Origin of the sequence: Kitasatospora sp. NPDC098652 (assembly GCF_044760155.1) — a bacterium.
Lineage (GTDB): Bacteria > Actinomycetota > Actinomycetes > Streptomycetales > Streptomycetaceae > Kitasatospora.
In genome coordinates, this window is the sequence record NZ_JBIWAQ010000007.1 from 23,443 (window position 1) to 41,844 (window position 18,402).

The 18,402-nt window shown below is 72.8% G+C and carries 13 protein-coding genes; 8 read left to right on the forward strand and 5 right to left on the reverse strand.

The annotated features are described in order from the left end of the window. Positions 1–47: 47 nt before the first annotated feature. Complete coding sequence (gene dapD, locus ACIQWA_RS17480; RefSeq protein ID WP_402483369.1) at positions 48–1,037, reverse strand: 2,3,4,5-tetrahydropyridine-2,6-dicarboxylate N-succinyltransferase; 990 nt, start codon at positions 1,035–1,037, stop codon at positions 48–50. Positions 1,038–1,178: 141 nt separating this feature from the next. On the opposite strand from dapD, the gene ACIQWA_RS17485 reads away from it, so the two are divergent. From ACIQWA_RS17485 to argF, 3 genes are all read left to right on the forward strand, one after another. Further along, positions 1,179–2,789, forward strand: coding sequence for a 3' terminal RNA ribose 2'-O-methyltransferase Hen1 (locus tag ACIQWA_RS17485; RefSeq protein ID WP_402483372.1), 1,611 nt, complete (start codon positions 1,179–1,181; stop codon positions 2,787–2,789). Then, positions 2,786–5,431, forward strand: coding sequence for a polynucleotide kinase-phosphatase (locus ACIQWA_RS17490; RefSeq protein ID WP_402483375.1), 2,646 nt, complete (start codon positions 2,786–2,788; stop codon positions 5,429–5,431). The genes ACIQWA_RS17485 and ACIQWA_RS17490 overlap by 4 nt, the downstream gene beginning before the upstream one ends. Positions 5,432–5,585: 154 nt before the next feature. Then, positions 5,586–6,587: an ornithine carbamoyltransferase gene (gene argF, locus ACIQWA_RS17495; RefSeq protein WP_402483378.1), complete on the forward strand. Its 1,002-nt coding sequence runs from the start codon at positions 5,586–5,588 to the stop codon at positions 6,585–6,587. Between the two features lie 10 nt (positions 6,588–6,597). On the opposite strand, the gene ACIQWA_RS17500 is transcribed toward argF, so the two are convergent. Next, a complete protein-coding gene (locus tag ACIQWA_RS17500; protein ID WP_402483381.1) occupies positions 6,598–7,131 on the reverse strand; it encodes a superoxide dismutase family protein in 534 nt (177 codons plus the stop codon). A 79-nt stretch (positions 7,132–7,210) separates the two neighbouring features. Next, positions 7,211–7,558: a hypothetical protein gene (locus tag ACIQWA_RS17505; RefSeq protein WP_402483384.1), complete on the reverse strand. Its 348-nt coding sequence runs from the start codon at positions 7,556–7,558 to the stop codon at positions 7,211–7,213. Between the two features lie 30 nt (positions 7,559–7,588). On the opposite strand from ACIQWA_RS17505, the gene ACIQWA_RS17510 reads away from it, so the two are divergent. The 4 genes from ACIQWA_RS17510 (at position 7,589) to ACIQWA_RS17525 (ending at position 13,208) form a co-directional block, all read left to right on the forward strand. After that, positions 7,589–8,689, forward strand: coding sequence for a hypothetical protein (locus ACIQWA_RS17510; protein ID WP_402483387.1), 1,101 nt, complete (start codon positions 7,589–7,591; stop codon positions 8,687–8,689). Beyond that, the gene (locus ACIQWA_RS17515) at positions 8,686–8,844 is read left to right on the forward strand and encodes a hypothetical protein (protein ID WP_360245111.1); all 159 of its coding nucleotides are present in this window, start codon (positions 8,686–8,688) and stop codon (positions 8,842–8,844) included. The genes ACIQWA_RS17510 and ACIQWA_RS17515 overlap by 4 nt, the downstream gene beginning before the upstream one ends. Positions 8,845–9,065: 221 nt before the next feature. Further along, positions 9,066–11,711 (forward strand): aconitate hydratase AcnA, encoded by a 2,646-nt coding sequence (gene acnA, locus ACIQWA_RS17520; protein ID WP_360245108.1) that lies wholly within the window; start codon positions 9,066–9,068, stop codon positions 11,709–11,711. Positions 11,712–11,876: 165 nt separating this feature from the next. Continuing rightward, on the forward strand, positions 11,877–13,208 hold the full coding sequence (locus ACIQWA_RS17525) for a glycoside hydrolase family 18 protein (RefSeq protein ID WP_402483390.1): 1,332 nt from the start codon (positions 11,877–11,879) through the stop codon (positions 13,206–13,208). 116 nt (positions 13,209–13,324) lie between these two features. On the opposite strand, the gene pepN is transcribed toward ACIQWA_RS17525, so the two are convergent. Further along, positions 13,325–15,916, reverse strand: a complete 2,592-nt coding sequence (gene pepN, locus ACIQWA_RS17530) for an aminopeptidase N (protein ID WP_402483392.1) — start codon at positions 15,914–15,916, stop codon at positions 13,325–13,327. Positions 15,917–16,144: 228 nt separating this feature from the next. Here pepN and ACIQWA_RS17535 point away from each other — a divergent pair, with 228 nt between their 5' ends. Next, on the forward strand, positions 16,145–16,777 hold the full coding sequence (locus ACIQWA_RS17535) for a DsbA family protein (protein ID WP_402483395.1): 633 nt from the start codon (positions 16,145–16,147) through the stop codon (positions 16,775–16,777). A 52-nt stretch (positions 16,778–16,829) separates the two neighbouring features. On the opposite strand, the gene ACIQWA_RS17540 is transcribed toward ACIQWA_RS17535, so the two are convergent. Continuing rightward, positions 16,830–18,242, reverse strand: coding sequence for an amino acid permease (locus ACIQWA_RS17540; RefSeq protein WP_402483398.1), 1,413 nt, complete (start codon positions 18,240–18,242; stop codon positions 16,830–16,832). Between the last annotated feature and the right edge of the window lie 160 nt (positions 18,243–18,402).

The following is an 18,402-nucleotide window of genomic DNA, read 5'->3' on the forward strand; positions in this document are numbered from 1 at the left end:
GGCGCACCCGCGCCGGGCCCCTCGACCCAACAGCCTTGCCCCACAGGTCAGTTGTGGTCGTGCAGGTCCGCGTTCAGGCCGCCCCAGGAGCCGGAGCGGGCGATGACCTCGACCGCGCCGGTCTGCGAGTTGCGGCGGAACAGCAGGTTGTCCTGGCCGGACAGCTCGACGGCCTTGGCCACCGTGCCGTCCGGGGTGGTGACCCGGGTGCCGGCGGTGACGTAGAGGCCGGCCTCGACGACGCAGTCGCTGCCGAGCGAGATGCCGATGCCCGCGTTGGCGCCGAGCAGGCAGCGCTCGCCGACGGAGACGACCTGCTTGCCGCCACCGGACAGGGTGCCCATGATCGAGGCGCCGCCGCCGATGTCGCTGTGGTCGCCGACGACGACGCCCGCGCTGATCCGGCCCTCGACCATCGAGGTGCCGAGGGTGCCGGCGTTGAAGTTGACGAAGCCCTCGTGCATCACGGTGGTGCCGGCGGCGAGGTGGGCGCCGAGCCGGACGCGGTCGGCGTGGGCGATGCGCACACCACTGGGGGCGACGTAGTCGGTCATCCGCGGGAACTTGTCGATCCCGTAGACGGCCAGCTGGCCGCCCTGGGCGCGGACGGCGAGGCGGGCCTGCTCGACCCGGTCGACCGGGACGGGGCCGATGCTGGTCCAGGCGACGTTGGCGAGCAGGCCGAAGATGCCGTCCAGGTTCAGGCCGTGCGGCCGGACCAGCCGGTGGCTGAGCAGGTGCAGACGCAGGTACACGTCGTGGGTGTCGAGCGGCTTCTCGTCGAGCGAGGCGATGGTGGTGCGCACGGCGACCACCTCGACGCCGCGGCGGGCGTCGGCACGCAGCGCTTCGGCGGCGCCGGTGCCGAGCTCGGCCTCGGCCTGCTCGGCGGTCAGGCGCACGGTGCCGGCCGGGCCGGGTTCGGCGGCCGGCGCGGGGGCGGGGTACCAGGTGTCGAGGACGGTGCCGTCGGCGGCGATGGTGGCCAGGCCGGCGGCCACGGCGCCCTTGGTGAGGGAGGTGGATTCAGCAGTCACACCGTGCACGTTAACCAATGGGGGGCCCGGCCGCCGAACACGCCCATCGTCCGGACAGGCGGGTCGGACCCGCAGGCCGGCGCCGCGCGGGGCGGGAAAACCCGGTGCTCGGACGTCTCCCGCTGGGCAATACTCGGCCGGGTGTTCATGTCGATTTCCACTACCGGCAGCGCCGAGAGCCCGGCGACGGATCTCGGGTTCCTGCTGCACAAGCATCCCGGCAAGGTCCAGCGGTTCACGACGTCGCACGGTGAGGCTCACGTTTTCTACCCCCGGGCGGAGGACGAGGCCTGCACCGCGGCGCTGCTGCTGGACATCGACCCGATCGCGCTGGTCCGCAAGGGCCGGGGCGACGGCAGGGGGCGCGGCGGCTCGCCCGACTTCGCGCTCTCCCAGTACGTCAACGACCGCCCGTACGCCGCGTCCTCGCTGCTCGCGGTGGCGTTGCGGACGGTGTTCCGCTCGGCGATGAAGGGCGCCTGCCCGGCTCGTCCGGAGCTGCCGGGGCTGGTCCGCCCGCTGCGGATCGAGCTGCCCGCGGTGCCCGCGAACGGCGCGGGCGAGGGCGGCGGTCCGGCGATGGTGGCCCGACTGTTCGAGCCGCTGGGCTGGCGGGTAGAGGCGACGGCGGTCCCGCTGGACGAGGCCTTCCCGGAGTGGGGCGAGTCCCGCTACGTGCGGGTCGTGCTCGCCTCGGAGTCGGTGCGGCTGGCCGACGCGCTCCAGCAGCTGTACGTGCTGCTGCCGGTGCTGGACGGTGCGAAGCACTACTGGGTCGCCCCGGACGAGGTGGACAAGCTGCTCGCCGCCGGTGAGGGCTGGTTGGCGGCGCACCCGGAGCGCGCCCTGATCACCCGCCGCTACCTGGCCCGGCGCTGGTCGCTGACCAGGGCCGCGATGGAGCGCCTGGAGCTGGCCCGGCTGGCCGAGGCGGACGACCGCGAGGTCGAGGAGATCGACAACGCGGTCGACGACCGGCCCGAGGAGGAGGGGCAGGGGGCTGCCGGTCCCGTCCCGGACGGGCCGGACGGCCGGCAGGAGCCCCGGCCGCCGTCCCTCGCGGAGCAGCGCCGCGCCGCGATCCTGGCCGCCCTGCGCGACGGCGGCGCGGCCCGGGTCGCCGATCTGGGCTGCGGCCAGGGCGAGTTGATCGGTGAGCTGATGAAGGACGCGCGGTTCACCGAGATCCTCGGGGTGGACGTGTCGGCGCGGGCGTTGCAGGCGGCGAAGCGCCGGCTGCACCTGGAGCGGCTGCCCGAGCGGCTGGCGGCACGGGTGACGCTGGTGCAGGGTGCGCTGACGTACACCGATGCCCGCTTGAAGGGGTACGACGCGGCGGTGCTGTGCGAGGTGATCGAGCACCTGGACCTGCCGCGGCTGCCGGCCCTGGAGTACGCGGTGTTCGGCGCGGCCCGCCCGAGGACGGTGGTCGTCACCACGCCCAACGTCGAGTACAACGTCCGTTGGGAGAGCCTGCCGGCGGGCCGGACCCGGCATGCCGACCACCGCTTCGAGTGGTCGCGCGCCGAGTTCGGTGCCTGGGCGGGGAAGGTCGCGGCGGCGTACGGCTACACGGTGGAGCTGCGCCCGGTCGGCCCGGAGGACCCGGAGCTCGGCCCGCCGACCCAGCTCGCCCTGTTCCGCACCGCCACCGACACCGCAACCACGACCGACACCCACGCCGTAACCGCCCCCGCCACCACCACCGACCCCGCAACCACCACCACGCCCGAAGGAGGCGAGACCCGATGACCGAGGACGCGACCCACACCCCCGACCAGGCCCCCGCCCCCGACCGGACCCCCGACCACACCCCCGACCAGGCCCCCGCCCCCCGCCGCCTCCCCGTCACCGACGTCTCCCTCGTCGTCCTGATCGGCACCAGCGGCGCGGGCAAGTCCAGCTTCGCCCGCCGCCACTTCCTGCCCACCCAGGTGGTCTCCTCCGACTTCTGCCGCGGCCTGGTGGCCGACGACGAGAACGACCAGTCGGCGTCCGCCGAGGCCTTCGACCTCCTGCACTACATCGTCGGCAAGCGCCTGGCCGCCGGCCGCCTCACCGTGGTGGACGCGACCAACGTGCAGCCGGAGGCCCGCCGCCAGCTGGTGGCGATCGCCCGGGCGCACGACGTGCTGCCGATCGCGATCGTGCTGGACGTCCCGCCGGGGGTGTGCGCCGAGCGCAACCGCTCCCGCCCGGACCGCCAGCTGCCCGCGCACGTCGTCCCGCGCCAGCACCGCGAGCTGCGCAGGTCCCTCAAGGGCCTGGAGCGCGAGGGTTTCCGCAAGGTGCACGTGCTGCGCGGCGAGGCCGAGGTGGCGGCCGCCGTGATCGAGCTGGAGAAGCGCTACAACGACCTGCGCCACCTCACCGGCCCGTTCGACATCGTCGGTGACGTCCACGGCTGCCGCTCCGAGCTGGAGACCCTGCTGACCCGCCTCGGCTACACCCTGGCCCGGGACGCCGAGGGCCGCCCGGTGGACGCCGTCCACCCGGCGGGCCGCACGGCCGTGTTCGTCGGCGACCTGGTCGACCGCGGCCCGGACACCCCGGGTGTGCTGCGCCTGGTGATGGGCATGGTGGCGGCCGGTCACGCGATCTGCGTGCCGGGCAACCACGAGAACAAGCTGGGCCGGGCGATGGACGGCAAGAAGGTCACCGTCTCGCACGGCCTCCAGGAGTCGCTGGACCAACTGGCCGGGGAGAGCGAGGAGTTCCGGGCCGAGGTGCGCGCCTTCATGCGCGGCCTGGTCAGCCACTACCTGCTGGACGGCGGCGCCCTGGTGGTCTGCCACGCCGGCCTGCCGGAGCGCTACCACGGCCGGGCCTCCGGCCGGGTGCGCTCGCACGCGCTGTACGGGGAGACCACCGGCGAGACCGACGAGTACGGCCTGCCGGTGCGCTACCCGTGGGCGGAGGAGTACCGGGGCCGGGCGTTGGTGGTCTACGGCCATACCCCGGTGCCGAGCGCGAGCTTCCTCAACAACACCATCTGCCTGGACACCGGCTGCGTCTTCGGCGGCAGCCTCACCGCGCTGCGCTACCCGGAGCGCGAGCTGGTGAGCGTCGACGCGGAGCGGGAGTGGTACGCCCCGGTGCGTCCGCTGCTGACCGACGCGCCGGGCGCCCGGGAGGGCCGTCCGCTGGACCTCGCCGACGTGGCGGGGCGCCGGGTGGTGGAGACCGCGCTGCACGGCCGGGTGGCGGTGCGGGAGGAGAACGCGGCGGCCGCGCTGGAGGTGATGAGCCGCTTCGCGCTGGACCCGCGGCTGCTCGCCTACCTGCCGCCGACCATGGCGCCGAGCCCGACCTCCCGCCGGGAGGGCTACCTGGAGCACCCGGAGGAGGCCTTCGCCGCGTACCGCGCGGACGGGGTCCGGCACCTGGTGTGCGAGGAGAAGCACATGGGCTCGCGCGCGGTGCTGCTGGTCGCCCGGGACGCCGCCGCGCTGGAGCGGCGCTTCGGGGTGGCCGGCCCGGGGGCGATCTGGACCAGGACCGGGCGGGCCTTCCTCGACGACGACGAGCTGACCGACGCGGTCCTCGGCAGGGTCCGGGCGGCGGCCGAACGGTCGGGCCTGTTCGAGGAGTTGGGCAGCGACTGGCTGCTGCTGGACGCCGAGCTGATGCCGTGGTCGTTGAAGGCGGTGGAGCTGCTGCGCCGCCAGTACGCCGCGGTCGGCGCGGCGGCCGGCGCCGCCCTGCCGGAGGTGCTGTCGGCGCTGGAGCAGGCGGTCGCGCGCGGGCTGGAGCTCGGCGAGCTGACTGCCCGCCAGCGCCGCCGCGCCGCCGACGCCCGGGCGTTCACCGAGGCGTACCGGCGCTACTGCTGGCCGACCGAGGGCCTGTCGGGCATCCGGCTGGCGCCGTTCCAGCTGCTGGCGGCGGAGGGGGTGAACCTGGCGGTGCGCCCGCACGACGAGCACCTGGCCCTGATCGACCGCCTGGTCGCGGCCGACGACGGGGCGTCGCCGGTGCTGCACCGCACCGGCCGGGTCCTGGTGGACACCGGGGACGAGGCCTCGGTGGCGGCCGCCACCGCCTGGTGGGAGGAGCTGACGATGGCGGGCGGCGAGGGCATGGTGGTCAAGCCGCTGGCCTCGGTGGTGCGGACGGTGCGGGGCGAGGGCCGCCCGGGCGGCCTGGTGCAGCCGGGTGTGAAGGTCCGCGGGCGGGAGTACCTGCGGATCGTCTACGGCCCGGACTACACCGAGCACCTGGAGCGGCTGCGGATGCGCTCGCTGGGCCACAAGCGGTCGCTGGCGTTGCGCGAGTACGCGCTGGGCCTGGAGGCGCTGGACCGGCTGGCGGCGGGGGAGCCGCTGTGGCGGGTGCACGAGCCGGTGTTCGCGGTGCTCGCCCTGGAGTCGGAGCCGGTCGACCCCCGGTTGTAGGCACGCCCCGGCTGTAGCCGCGCCCCAGCCGTGGGCGAAGGAGGGGAAGTCCCACCCGGGGCTTCCCCTCCTTCACCCCCATTCCGTATAGAAATTCCGAGCGTCGTATACACTTGCCACTTTCCCCCCAGCCCCGTCACCCCAGGAGCCCGGCATGGCCTTCAACCTCCGGAACAGGCACTTCCTCAAGGAGCTCGATTTCACTCCCCAGGAGTTCCGCTTCCTGGTGGACCTCGCGGCCGGGCTCAAGGCCGCCAAGTATGCGGGCACCGAGCAGCCCCGGCTGCGCGGGAAGAACCTCGCGCTGATCTTCGAGAAGACCTCCACCCGCACCCGCTGCGCCTTCGAGGTGGCCGCGCACGACCAGGGCGCCACCACCACCTACCTGGACCCGTCCGGTTCGCAGATGGGCCACAAGGAGTCCGTCAAGGACACCGCCCGGGTGCTCGGCCGGATGTTCGACGGGATCGAGTACCGCGGCCACGGCCAGGAGATCGTCGAGGAGCTGGCCGAGCACGCCGGCGTCCCGGTCTGGAACGGCCTGACCGACGAGTGGCACCCCACCCAGATGCTGGCCGACGTGCTCACCGTCACCGAGCACACCGCGAAGCCGCTCACCGAGGTCGCCCTCGCCTACCTCGGCGACGCCCGTTCCAACATGGGCAACTCGCTGCTGGTCACCGGCGCCCTGCTGGGCATGGACATCCGGATCGTCGCCCCGCGCGCCCTGTGGCCCGCCGAGGACGTGCAGAAGGCGGCGCAGGAGCTGGCCGGGCGCACCGGCGCCCGGATCACGCTGACCGAGGAGGTGGCCGAGGGCGTGGCCGGCGCCGACTTCCTCTACACCGACGTCTGGGTCTCGATGGGTGAGCCCAAGGAGGTGTGGGCGGAGCGGATCGCGCTGCTCGAGCCGTACCAGGTGTCCATGGACACCGTCCGGGCCACCGGCAACCCGAACGTGAAGTTCCTGCACTGCCTGCCCGCCTTCCACGACCTCGGCACCGTGGTCGGGCGGCAGATGTACGAGGCGACCGGGATGACCGAGCTGGAGTGCACCGACGAGCTGTTCGAGTCGGCGCACTCCATCGTGTTCGACCAGGCCGAGAACCGCCTGCACACCATCAAGGCGGTCCTGGTCGCCACCCTCGGTTCGTGAGGGGCCGGCGCTACCGGTCCAGCTTGACGCAGCCCACCCGGTCGCCCGCCGCGTGCGGGCCGGCCGGGGTGCCCGCGTGCAGCACCAGCGAGCGCGCCTCGCCGGGCCGCGGCTGCCAGTCCACCGCGGTGGTGGCGGTGCCCTCGCCCCCGGCGTCGGTGCGCAGCACCAGCCGCAGCTCGTTGCGGTCGTTGGCGTACGCCGGGTCGGTGGACGGCTGCACCGGGTCGACCGCGTCCTGGTAGTGCGGCCCGGAGGCGGCCGGGTCGGCCCCGCAGGTGCCGGTGTGCAGGTGCACCGGGAATTCGTGGTCGGGGGCGAGCCCGGTGACCGTCAGGGTGAGCACCGTCCGCCCGGGCTCCGAGCGGTCGGTGACGATCCGGGCGTGCGAGCCGTACGGGACGAGGTCCTCGGCGTAGCTGACCGCGGCCGGCGGGACGAAGGCGGTCGCCGGGTCGAAGGCCGCCTCCACGATCGAGACCGGTGGGGCGGCGGGGACGAGCAGGGCCAGCGGCAGCAGGGCGGCGGCGAGCGGAGCGGGCATCGGTCGGGCCTTCCACGGGCAGGGCGACGGTCACCCTGCTAACGCGGCCGGACCGCCCGGGACACTCCCGGGGCGAAGGTCAGCCGCCGAGCAGCAGCCCGGCGAGCAGGGAGGTGGCGTTGGCGGTGCCGGAGGCGATCCAGGGCAGCGGGTCGCGCGGGCGCAGCCCGGCGAGGGGGCACAGCAGCAGGGCCTCGGCGGCGCAGACCGCGATCTCGCTGAGTGCGAAGCCGGTCCAGTACGCTGCGGCGGGCCCGTCGGTCCAGTGCCGGAGGGTCCACCAGAGCAGCGGGTGGGTCACCAGGTTGACGAGCACGCCGGCGGCCGCCGCCCGCCGGGGGCGCACGGGCCCGATCCGGGTGAGGGCGGCGGTGTAGACGGGTGTCTCGGTCAGCAGGGTGAGGGCGAGGGCGACCGGGTAGCGCACGGCGGGGATCGTGCCACGGGGAGGGGGAGCATGGCGAGCACGGGGGTACGGGCGGGCGCCACGGCGGGGCCCTGGCCCGCGCCCGGTCCGGCGGTACGGCTGGGCGGAGCGCCGTTCGCGGGTTTCGCGCTGGCGGCGGTGGTGGCGCTGGTGCTGGCGCTGCGCGCGCCGACGGGTCTGGCGGTGCTGGGGCTGGCGGTGTTCGGCCTGCTGCACAACGTGCTGGAGCTGCGCTACGTGGCGGGCCGGTTCGCGGCGGTTCTGGCCGGTCCGCTGGTGCGGCTGCTGCTGGTGCTGGTGACCGGGATCGTGGTGTGCCGGCTGCTGCCGGCGTCGTGGCTGTCCCGGTCGGCGGAGATCCTGCTGGCGTACGGGCTGCTGGCGGCGGCCTGCCGGTACGGGCTGCGCGGCCGTCCGGTGCTGCTGGCGGTGGCGGGCGCGGGGCTGGTGGGTGCGGCTTCGGCCTCGCTGGCCTTCCCGGCGTACCACTTCGTGGTGCTGGCGCACCTGCACAACGTGGTGCCGCTGCTGTTCCTGGCGGAGTGGTCGCGCAGGCTGGCGCGGGGGCGTGCGGCGTTCCTGGTGCTGCAGTGCGGCTGGGTGCTGCTGGTGCCGGCGCTGCTGCTGAGCGGGTGGCTGGACGGCTGGCTGTCCCAGCGCCCGGGCGGCTGGACGGACCGGCTGGCGGCGGTCTACACCCCGCCGGGCTGGCTGACGCCGCAGGTGGGGCTGCGTTTCCTGGCGGTGTTCGCCTTCCTGCAGTCGATGCACTACGTGGTGTGGGTGTGGTTCCTGCCGCGGTACGCGCCGGAGGCGGCGGAGCGCTTCGACGCCCGGGTGCCGGGTCTGCGGGGCGGCCGGGCGTGGGCGCTGGGGGTGGCGGCGGGCGCGCTGCTGGCCGTGTTGTTCGCCGTGGATTACGCCCAGGGCCGCTCGGTGTACGCGGCGTTGGCGAGTTACCACGCGTATCTGGAGTTCCCGGTGCTGCTGGTGCTGCTGCTCGGCCTGGGCGAGGGCCGAGGCCTGGGCGAAAGTCGGGGCCTGGGCGAAAGTCGGGGCCGCTTCCGGGCCCGACCCCCGGACCCGGAGGCGGACCGGGTGCGGACCGGAGGAAAGGAGGTGAAGGTATGAGGACGACGACCCTGCTGGCCGACGTCGCTCCCGAGCCGATCAGCGGTTCCGGCGGTGAGCTGGTGGCGGTGCTGCTGGTGGCTGCCGCGATCGTGGCGGGGGCGGTCTGGCTGATCCGGCTGGAGCGCAAGCGCCGCGGCCCGGACGGCCGCTGACCTGCACCGAAACGCGTCGGGGCATGCCTGCGGTGGTGATCACGGCGGCATGCACTAAGGTTTATCTCGACATCGAGATAACTGCCCCTTACGATATATCTCGACATCAAGATACTTGCCGAGAGGCGCTCACCGGCGATGCGGCAAGGTAAGCCTAAGTAAGGCTGACCTTACCAGCGTGGCGGCCGGATATCGCACGAAGCACCCAGAAGGAGTCAGTCGTGTCCGCGAACAGCTTCGACGCCCGCAGCTCGCTGCAGGTGGGCGACGAGTCGTACGAGATCTTCAAGCTCTCCGCCGTCGAGGGTTCCGAGCGGCTGCCCTACAGCCTCAAGGTGCTGCTGGAGAACCTGCTCCGCACGGAGGACGGCGCGAACATCACCGCCGACCACATCCGCGCGCTCGGCAGCTGGGACGAGAACGCCCAGCCGAGCCAGGAGATCCAGTTCACGCCCGCCCGCGTGATCATGCAGGACTTCACCGGCGTCCCCTGCGTGGTGGACCTCGCCACCATGCGCGAGGCCGTCAAGGAGCTGGGCGGCGACCCGGCCAAGATCAACCCGCTGGCCCCGGCCGAGCTGGTCATCGACCACTCGGTCATCGCCGACAAGTTCGGCACCAAGGACGCGTTCACCCAGAACGTCGAGATCGAGTACGGCCGCAACAAGGAGCGCTACCAGTTCCTGCGCTGGGGCCAGACCGCCTTCGACGAGTTCAAGGTCGTCCCGCCGGGCACCGGCATCGTCCACCAGGTGAACATCGAGCACCTGGCCCGCACCGTCATGGTCCGGGGCGGCCAGGCCTACCCGGACACCTGCGTCGGCACCGACTCGCACACCACCATGGTCAACGGCCTGGGCGTGCTGGGCTGGGGCGTCGGCGGCATCGAGGCCGAGGCCGCGATGCTCGGCCAGCCGGTCTCCATGCTGATCCCGCGCGTCGTCGGCTTCAAGCTGACCGGCGAGCTGCCGGCCGGCACCACCGCCACCGACCTGGTGCTCACCATCACCGAGATGCTGCGCAAGCACGGTGTGGTCGGCAAGTTCGTCGAGTTCTACGGCGACGGCATCGGCGCCATCCCGCTGGCCAACCGCGCCACCATCGGCAACATGTCGCCGGAGTTCGGCTCGACCTGTGCGATCTTCCCGATCGACGCCGAGACCATCAACTACCTCAAGCTCACCGGCCGCGACGAGCAGCAGCTCGCCCTGGTCGAGGCGTACGCCAAGGAGCAGGGCCTCTGGCACAACCCGGCGCACGAGCCGGTCTACTCGGAGTACCTGGAGCTGGACGTCTCCACCGTCGTCCCGTCGATCTCCGGCCCGAAGCGCCCGCAGGACCGCGTGATCCTGGCCGAGGCCGCCGAGCGGTTCGCCGAGGCGCTGCCGACCTACTCCGCCGAGGCCTCGAAGCCGACCGCCGTCACCGCCCCCGACGGCTCGACCTACGAGATCGACAACGGCGCGGTCGTGATCGCCTCGATCACCTCCTGCACCAACACCTCCAACCCCTCCGTCATGCTGGGCGCCGCCCTGCTGGCGAAGAAGGCCGTGGAGAAGGGCCTGACGGTCAAGCCCTGGGTCAAGACCACCCTGGCGCCCGGCTCCAAGGTCGTCATGGACTACTACGAGAAGGCCGGCCTGCTCCCGTACATGGAGAAGCTGGGCTTCAACCTGGTCGGCTACGGCTGCGTCACCTGCATCGGCAACTCGGGCCCGCTGCCCGAGGAGGTCTCGGCCGCCGTCAACGAGGCCGACCTCGCGGTCGTCTCGGTGCTCTCCGGCAACCGCAACTTCGAGGGTCGGATCAACCCCGACGTCAAGATGAACTACCTGGCCTCCCCGCCGCTGGTGGTCGCCTACGCCCTCGCCGGCAACATGAACGTCGACATCACCAAGGACGCCCTGGGCCAGGACGCCGACGGCAACGACGTCTTCCTCGCCGACATCTGGCCGACCGAGCAGGAGGTCGCCGACACCGTCGCCGGCTCCATCGACGAGGCCATGTTCGACAAGGGCTACCAGGACGTCTTCGCCGGTGACCACCGCTGGCAGTCGCTCCCGGTCCCGACCGGCAACACCTTCGAGTGGGACGCCGAGTCCACCTACGTCCGCAAGCCCCCGTACTTCGAGGGCATGGCCAAGACCCCGAGCCCGGTGACCGACATCGCCGGCGCCCGCGTCCTGGCCAAGCTGGGCGACTCGGTCACCACCGACCACATCTCCCCGGCCGGCAACATCAAGCCGGGCACCCCGGCGGCGCAGTACCTGACCGCCAACGGCGTCGAGAAGCGTGACTTCAACTCCTACGGCTCGCGCCGTGGCAACCACGAGGTCATGATCCGCGGCACCTTCGCCAACATCCGTCTGCGCAACCAGATCGCGCCGGGCACCGAGGGCGGCTACACCCGCGACTTCACCCAGGCCGACGCCCCGGTGTCGTTCATCTACGACGCCTCGCAGAACTACCAGGCCGCCGGCATCCCGCTGGTCGTCCTGGCGGGCAAGGAGTACGGCTCCGGCTCGTCCCGCGACTGGGCCGCCAAGGGCACCGCGCTGCTCGGCGTCAAGGCCGTCATCGCCGAGTCCTACGAGCGCATCCACCGCTCGAACCTGATCGGCATGGGCGTCCTGCCGCTGCAGTTCCCGGAGGGCGAGAACGCCGAGTCCCTCGGCCTGACCGGCGAGGAGACCTTCTCCATCACCGGCGTGACCGAGCTCAACGAGGGCCGCACCCCGAAGACCGTCAAGGTCAAGGCCGGTGACAAGGAGTTCGACGCGGTCGTCCGCATCGACACCCCCGGTGAGGCGGACTACTACCGCAACGGCGGCATCCTGCAGTACGTGCTGCGCTCGCTGATCGGCTGAGCTCCGCGCTAGCACCCGAAGGGGCCGGACCGCACCACGCGGTCCGGCCCTTTTGCATGCTGCACCGGAAGCGGACGTCCCCTTGTGCGGTCGGCCGTCGATGGACTAAACCTCTGTGCCATCTGGTCCAGACCATTTGACGCCGCCTCAGAGAACGGGTCCGGTATGCCCACTCGCGCCTCAGCCCTGCTCGCCGCCACCACCGTCGCCGCCCTGCTCGTCGCCCCGCTCGTCGCCCCCACCGCCGCGAACGCCGCGAACGCCGCGCAGAGCGGCCACCACGGGCCCGGACCGAAGGGCCAGCGGGTCGGCTACTTCACCCAGTGGGGCGCCGACAGCTCCGCCAAGCGCGTCCAGGACTCCGGCCAAGCCGCCAGGCTGACCGTGATCAACTACGCCTTCGGCAACGTCTCCGCGGACGGCACCTGCTTCGAGAGCAACGACTCCGGCCAGGGCGACGCCCACGACGACTACCAACGCGCCTTCTCCGCCGCCGAATCGGTGGACGGCGTCGCCGACGCCCCCGGCCAGCGGCTCAAGGGCCACCTCAACCAGCTGCGCAAGCTCAAGGCGAAGAACCCGCAGCTGCGCACGGTCATCTCGCTGGGCGGCTGGAGCTGGTCCAAGTACTTCTCGGACGCGGCCGCCACCGACGCCGCCCGCAAGAAGTTCGTCTCCTCCTGCATCGACCTCTACCTCAAGGGCGACCTCCCGGTCCTGCCCGGCTCCCCGGAGGGCGGCGCGGGCGCGGCCGCCGGCGTCTTCGACGGCATCGACATCGACTGGGAGTACCCGGGCGGCGGCGGGGACGCCGGCAACGTGGTCCGCCCCGAGGACGGCCGCAACTACACCCTGCTGATGGCCGAGTTCCGCCGCCAACTCGACGCGCTGAGCGGCCGGAAGGGCAGGCACTACCTGCTCACCGCCGCCGTCGCCGCCAACGAGACGGTCGCCGACCGGCTCGAACTGCCCGAGCTGAGCCGGTCGGTGGACTGGCTCAACCTGATGACCTACGACCTGCACGGCCCCTGGGAGGGCAAGGGCCCGACCGACCACCAGGCCAACCTCTACTCGGACCCGGCCGACCCGGACGCCCGGCAGCGCAGCGCGGACGCCGCCGTCACCCACTACCAGGAGCGCGGCCTGCCCTCCCGCCAGCTCGTCCTCGGCGCCCCGCTGTACGGCCACGGCTGGACGGGCGTCGCCCCCGGCGGGCGCGGCGGCCTCCACCAGGGCGCCACCGCCGCCGCCCCCGACCACTCCTACGCCGAGCTCAACGCGCTGCCCGGCACGGTGTACGTGGACCGTGACCACGGCGCGTCCTGGAAGTACGACGGCTCCACCTTCTACAGCTACGACACCGCCGAGGTGCTCACCCAGAAGGCCCGCTACGCGCGCTGGAACGATCTGGCCGGGGTGATGGTCTGGTCCCTGGACGGCGACGACGCCAAGGGCAGTGCGATCGCCGCCCTCGACCGCGGCCTGCGCCGGGACTGACCCGGCCTGCGCCGGGACTGACCCCGGCCGCAGCCTCGACCCGGCACCGGCCCGGCCCCGACCGGAATGCCGGAGGGGCCCGCCGACACGTGGTCGGCGGGCCCCTCCGGGTGGTGTCAGGCCCGGTCGCAGGCCTGGGCGCGCAGCGCGCGGGCCAGGTCGTCCCGGCGCTCCAGCACCAGCCGGCGCAGCGCCGGCGCGGCCTGCGGGTGCCCGTCCAGCCAGGCGTCCGCCTCGGCCAGGGTGTGCTCGTCGGTCTGGGCGATCGGGAAGAAGCCGCCGACGATCCGCATCGCGATCTCGATGGTCCGCTCCGCCCAGACCTTCTCCAGCAGCTTGAAGTACGGCGCCGCGTAGAGGGCGGTCAGGTCGCGCTGGGCGGGGATCGCGAAGCCCGCGCTGTTGGCCTCGACCAGGGCGCTCGGCAGCTCGTCCGAGTCGATCACGGCCGACCAGGCGGCGGCCTTGGCCTCCGGGGTGGGCCGGGCGGCCAGGCACTGGGTGTACTGGCGCTTGCCGCCGGCGGTGTTGTCGGCGGCCAGCTCCCCGGCGAGCTCCTCGTCACCGGCCTGTCCGGCGGCGGCCAGGGCCAGCCACAGCGCCCAGCGCAGCTCCTGGTCGACCTCCAGGCCGTCGATCCGGGCGCTGCCGGCCAGCAGCCCGCGGACCAGGCCGAGGTGCTCGGCGCCGCCGGCGGTCTGGGCCAGGAAGCGGGCCCAGGCGAGCTGGTGGTCGCTGCCGGGGACGGCCCCGCGCAGCTCGCGCAGGGCGCCGTCGGCGAGCCGGCGGGCGCCCTCGGCGCGCCACTCGGGGGCGGCGTACAGGTCGACGGCGGTCTTGGCCTGGGCGTGCAGCGACTGCAGCACGCCGATGTTGCCCTCCTGGCCGGCGAAGCGCAGCACCAGGGCGACGTAGTCGCGGGCCGGCATCAGGCCGTCCCGGGTGAGGTTCCAGACCGCGGACCAGGCGAGCGCCCGGGCCAGCTCGTCGCGGATGTCGCCGAGGCCGGTGCGCAGGGTCTCCAGCGAGTCGGCGTCGAAGCGGATCTTGCAGTAGGTGAGGTCCTCGTCGTTGAGCAGGACCAGGGCCGGGCGCGGGCGGCCGACGGCCTCGGGGACGACGGTGCGGGCGCCGGTGACGTCCAGCTCGATCCGCTCGGTGCGCACCAGGGCCCCGTCCGGGTCCCGGTCGTACAGGCCGATCGCGATCCGGTGCGGGCGGAGGCCACGCGGCGGAGTCGCGGAATCGTCCGCGGTGCCGTCCTGGAGGACGGCGAGTTCGGTGATCCGGCCCTCGGCGTCGGTGGTGACCTGCGGGGTGAGCGCGTTGACGCCGGCGGTCTGCAGCCAGGCGGCGGCCCAGCTCTTGAGGTCGCGGCCGCTGGTCTCCTCCAGGACGCCCAGCAGGTCGCCGAGTTCGGTGTTGCCGAAGGCGTGCCGCTTGAAGTAGCGGCGGGCGCCCTCGAAGAAGGCCTCCGAACCGACGTAGGCGACCAGTTGCTTGAGGACGGAGGCGCCCTTGGCGTAGGTGATGCCGTCGAAGTTGAGCTTGGCGTCCTCGAGGTCGCGGATGTCGGCGGTGATCGGGTGGGTGGTGGGGAACTGGTCCTGCCGGTAGGCCCAGGCCTTGCGCTGGTGGGCGAAGGTGACCCAGGCGGAGGAGTAGCGGGTGCGGGCGCCGATCAGGCCGTAGGAGCCCATGAAGTCGGCGAAGGACTCCTTGAGCCACAGGTCGTCCCACCAGCGCGGGGTGACCAGGTCGCCGAACCACATGTGCGCCATCTCGTGCAGGACGACGTTGGCGCGGGACTCGTAGGCGGCGTCGGTGACCTTCGAGCGGAAGACGAACTCCTCCTTGAAGGTCACGCAGCCCGGGTTCTCCATCGCGCCGATGTTGTACTCGGGGACGAAGGCCTGGTCGTACTTGCCGAAGGGGTACGGGTAGTCGAACTCCTCGTGGAAGAAGTCGAGTCCGAGCTTGGTGACGCCGAGGATCTCCTCCGCGTCGAAGTGCGGGGCGAGGGACTTTCGGCACATCGCGGAGAGCGGGATCTCCAGGGTGGTGCCGTCGGCGAGTTCGCGGCTGTAGTGGTCGGTGGCCACGTGGTACGGGCCGGCCACCACGGCGGTGAGGTAGGTGGAGATCGGCCTGGTCGGCGCGAACTCCCAGGTGCGGGCGTCGCCCTGGGTGGTGACGTGCTCGTGCACGGCGTTGGAGCGCACGTCCCAGGCGGCCGGGGCGGTCACCGTGAAGGTGAACGGGGCCTTGAGGTCGGGCTGTTCGAAGGTCGCGAACACCCGGCGGGCGTCGGCCGGCTCGTAGTGGGTGTAGAGGTAGGTCTCGCCGTCGGCGGGGTCGACGAAGCGGTGCAGGCCCTCGCCGGTGCGGCTGTAGGCGCAGTCGGCCTCGACGGTGAGGACGTTCTCGGCGGCCAGTCCGTCGATGTGCACCCGGGCGCCGTCGTAGGCGGTGGCCGGGTCCAGGGCGCGGCCGTTGAGGGTGACCGAGCGGACGGCGGGGGCCAGCAGGTCGAGGAAGGTGGCGGCGCCGGGCCGGCTGCAGCGGAAGGCGATGGTGGTGGTGGAGCGGAAGGTGGCGGCCGCCGGGTCGGGGGCCGAGGTCACGTCCAGCCGGACCGTGTAGCCGTCGACGGCCAGGACGCCGGCTCGCTGCTGTGCTTCCTCGCGGCTCAGGTTCTTGCCCGGCACGGCGGTACTCCTTTGTCCGGCCCGCACGGTGGTGCGTGCGTGGATGCTGCGGTTCCGTGCGCGGTCGGTGGGTCGCGCACGCAGGGGCATCCTTTCACGCCCGCCCCGGCCGGTACCATTGCACAGGCCGCCGCGCCGGGGCCGGAATCAGCGGCGGCGGGCGGGTGTTGGGGTTCTGGTGGGGCGACGCCCCGCTGCCTCGGAACACCTCACGAAGGACGAGACCCAGTGACGACTGCCGCTGAGCGCAAGACCGCCGACTTCTGGTTCGACCCGGCCTGCCCGTGGGCGTGGATGACGTCCCGCTGGCTGATCGAGGTCCAGCAGCTGCGTCCGGTCGACGTGCGCTGGCACGTGATGAGCCTGTCGGTGCTCAACGAGCACCGCGACCTGCCGCAGAGCTACCGCGAGCTGCTGGACAACGCCTGGGGCGCGGTGCGGGTCTGCATCGCGGCCGCCGAGCAGCACGGCGACGAGGTGCTGGGCCGGCTCTACACCGAGCTGGGCCTGCGCTTCCACAACCAGGGCCTGCCGCAGAACCGGGAGACCATCGAGGCCGCCCTGGTGGCCGCGGGCCTGCCCGCCGAGCTGGCGGACGCGGCCGGCACCGACGCGTACGACGAGGCCCTGCGCGCCTCCCACAAGGAGGGCATCACCCTGGTCGGCGAGGACGTCGGCACCCCGGTGATCGCGGTCGAGGGCGCGGACGGCGAGCGGGTCGCCTTCTTCGGCCCGGTGGTCACCCCGGCCCCCAAGGGCGAGGCCGCGGCCCGGCTGTGGGACGGCACCCTGCTGGTGGCCTCCACCCCGGGCTTCTACGAGATCAAGCGCACCCGGACGGCCGGCCCGTCCTTCGAGTAGGCCCCGGCACGCACGGCGAAGGCCCGGTACCGGGCCTTCGCCGTGCGTGCCGTCAGCGTCCCGCGGCCGCGTCCCGGCGCTGCTTGAGCAGCCCGGCCGCGCTCAGCAGGGCGACCAGCACCCCGGCCGCGTACAGCTGCTGGCGGTTGCCCTCGGTGGTGGTCATCAGGGCGAGGATGCCGGCCACGGCGGCCATCGCGACCCAGGTCAGGTACGGGTAGCCCCACATCTTCACGGTGAGCAGCTCGGGCGCCTCGCGCTCCAGCCGGCGGCGCATCCGCAGCTGGACGATGCAGATGAACAGCCAGACCACCAGGATGGCGACGCCGGTGGTGTTCATCAGCCAGGTGAACACGGTGTCCGGCCAGAACTTGGCGGCCAGCACGGCGCCGAAGCCGAACAGGCAGGAGGCCAGCACGGCCCGGCGCGGCACCCCGCCGGACACCTTGGTCAGCGCCTTGGGGCCCTGGCCGCGGCCGACCAGCGAGTACGCCATCCGGGAGGCGCCGTAGATGTTGGCGTTCATCGCGGACAGCAGCGCGATCAGCACCACCACCTCCATGATCGTCCCGGCCCCGGGCACCCCGAGGTGGCGCAGCACCGTGACGTACGGGCCGTCGGCGACGACCGACGGGTCCTTCCAGGAGACCAGGGTGACCACCAGGGCCATCGAGCCGATGTAGAAGATCGCGATCCGCCACACGGCGGTGCGCACCGCGTTGGCGACGTTCCTCTTGGGGTCGTCGGACTCGGCCGCGGCGATGGTGACCGTCTCCAGGCCGCCGTACGCGAAGACCGAGGCGAGCAGGCCGACGATCAGTCCGCTGACGCCGGTGGGCAGGAAGCCGCCCTGGCCGGTGAGGTTGGTGCTGCCGGGGGCGCCGGGGCCGATCACGCCGGCGACGCCGAGCCCGCCGATGACCAGGAAGGCGATGATCGCGGCGACCTTGACGGTGGCGAACCAGAACTCGAACTCGCCGAAGTTCTTCACCGCGGTGAGGTTGCTGGCGCAGAAGAAGACCATGAACAGAGCGACCCAGACCCAGGCGGAGACCCCGGGTATCCAGCCGTTGACGATCTTCCCGGCGGCGGTGGCCTCGGCGGCGACGCCGCAGCAGAGCATCACCCAGTACATCCAGCCGGCCGTGATCCCGGCCCAGGGGCCGATCTCCTTCTCGGCGTGCACCGAGAAGGAGCCGGAGGCCGGGCGGGCGGCGGACATCTCGCCGAGCATCCGCATGATCAGCATGACCAGCAGGCCGGAGAGGGTGAAGGCCAGGATGATGGCCGGCCCGGCGGCCGCGATGCCGGCGCCGGAGCCCACGAACAGGCCGGCGCCGATGACACCGCCGAGGGCGATCATCGACAGGTGGCGCTGCTTGAGTCCGTGGCTGAGCTGCTGGCCACCGGACGGCGGGGGAGCGTCGGTGGTCCCGCGCGCCGGGGGCGCGGAGGTGGGGGCCATAGAGGTGGATCCAGACTGTGCGGAATGCGGCATGAGCTGTCCAATATCCGGGGCCCCCGCTGCTCATGCCAACGATGTCCGCCACGGGACCACCATGCGGACCGGGCGGTGACCATGAGTGTCGTTATGGTCGCCGAGAGTCGCCAGGAGTCGGATCCGA

Excerpts from the sequence above, each read along its gene's own strand:
- ACIQWA_RS17490 (WP_402483375.1), top strand. The coding sequence starts at position 2,786 with ATGACCGAGGACGCGACCCACACCCCCGACCAGGCCCCCGCCCCCGAC.
- ACIQWA_RS17540 (WP_402483398.1), bottom strand. The coding sequence starts at position 18,242 with ATGGCCCCCACCTCCGCGCCCCCGGCGCGCGGGACCACCGACGCTCCC.
- ACIQWA_RS17500 (WP_402483381.1), bottom strand. The coding sequence starts at position 7,131 with ATGCCCGCTCCGCTCGCCGCCGCCCTGCTGCCGCTGGCCCTGCTCGTC.
- argF (WP_402483378.1), top strand. The coding sequence starts at position 5,586 with ATGGCCTTCAACCTCCGGAACAGGCACTTCCTCAAGGAGCTCGATTTC.
- ACIQWA_RS17525 (WP_402483390.1), top strand. The coding sequence starts at position 11,877 with ATGCCCACTCGCGCCTCAGCCCTGCTCGCCGCCACCACCGTCGCCGCC.
- ACIQWA_RS17515 (WP_360245111.1), top strand. The coding sequence starts at position 8,686 with ATGAGGACGACGACCCTGCTGGCCGACGTCGCTCCCGAGCCGATCAGC.
- ACIQWA_RS17510 (WP_402483387.1), top strand. The coding sequence starts at position 7,589 with ATGGCGAGCACGGGGGTACGGGCGGGCGCCACGGCGGGGCCCTGGCCC.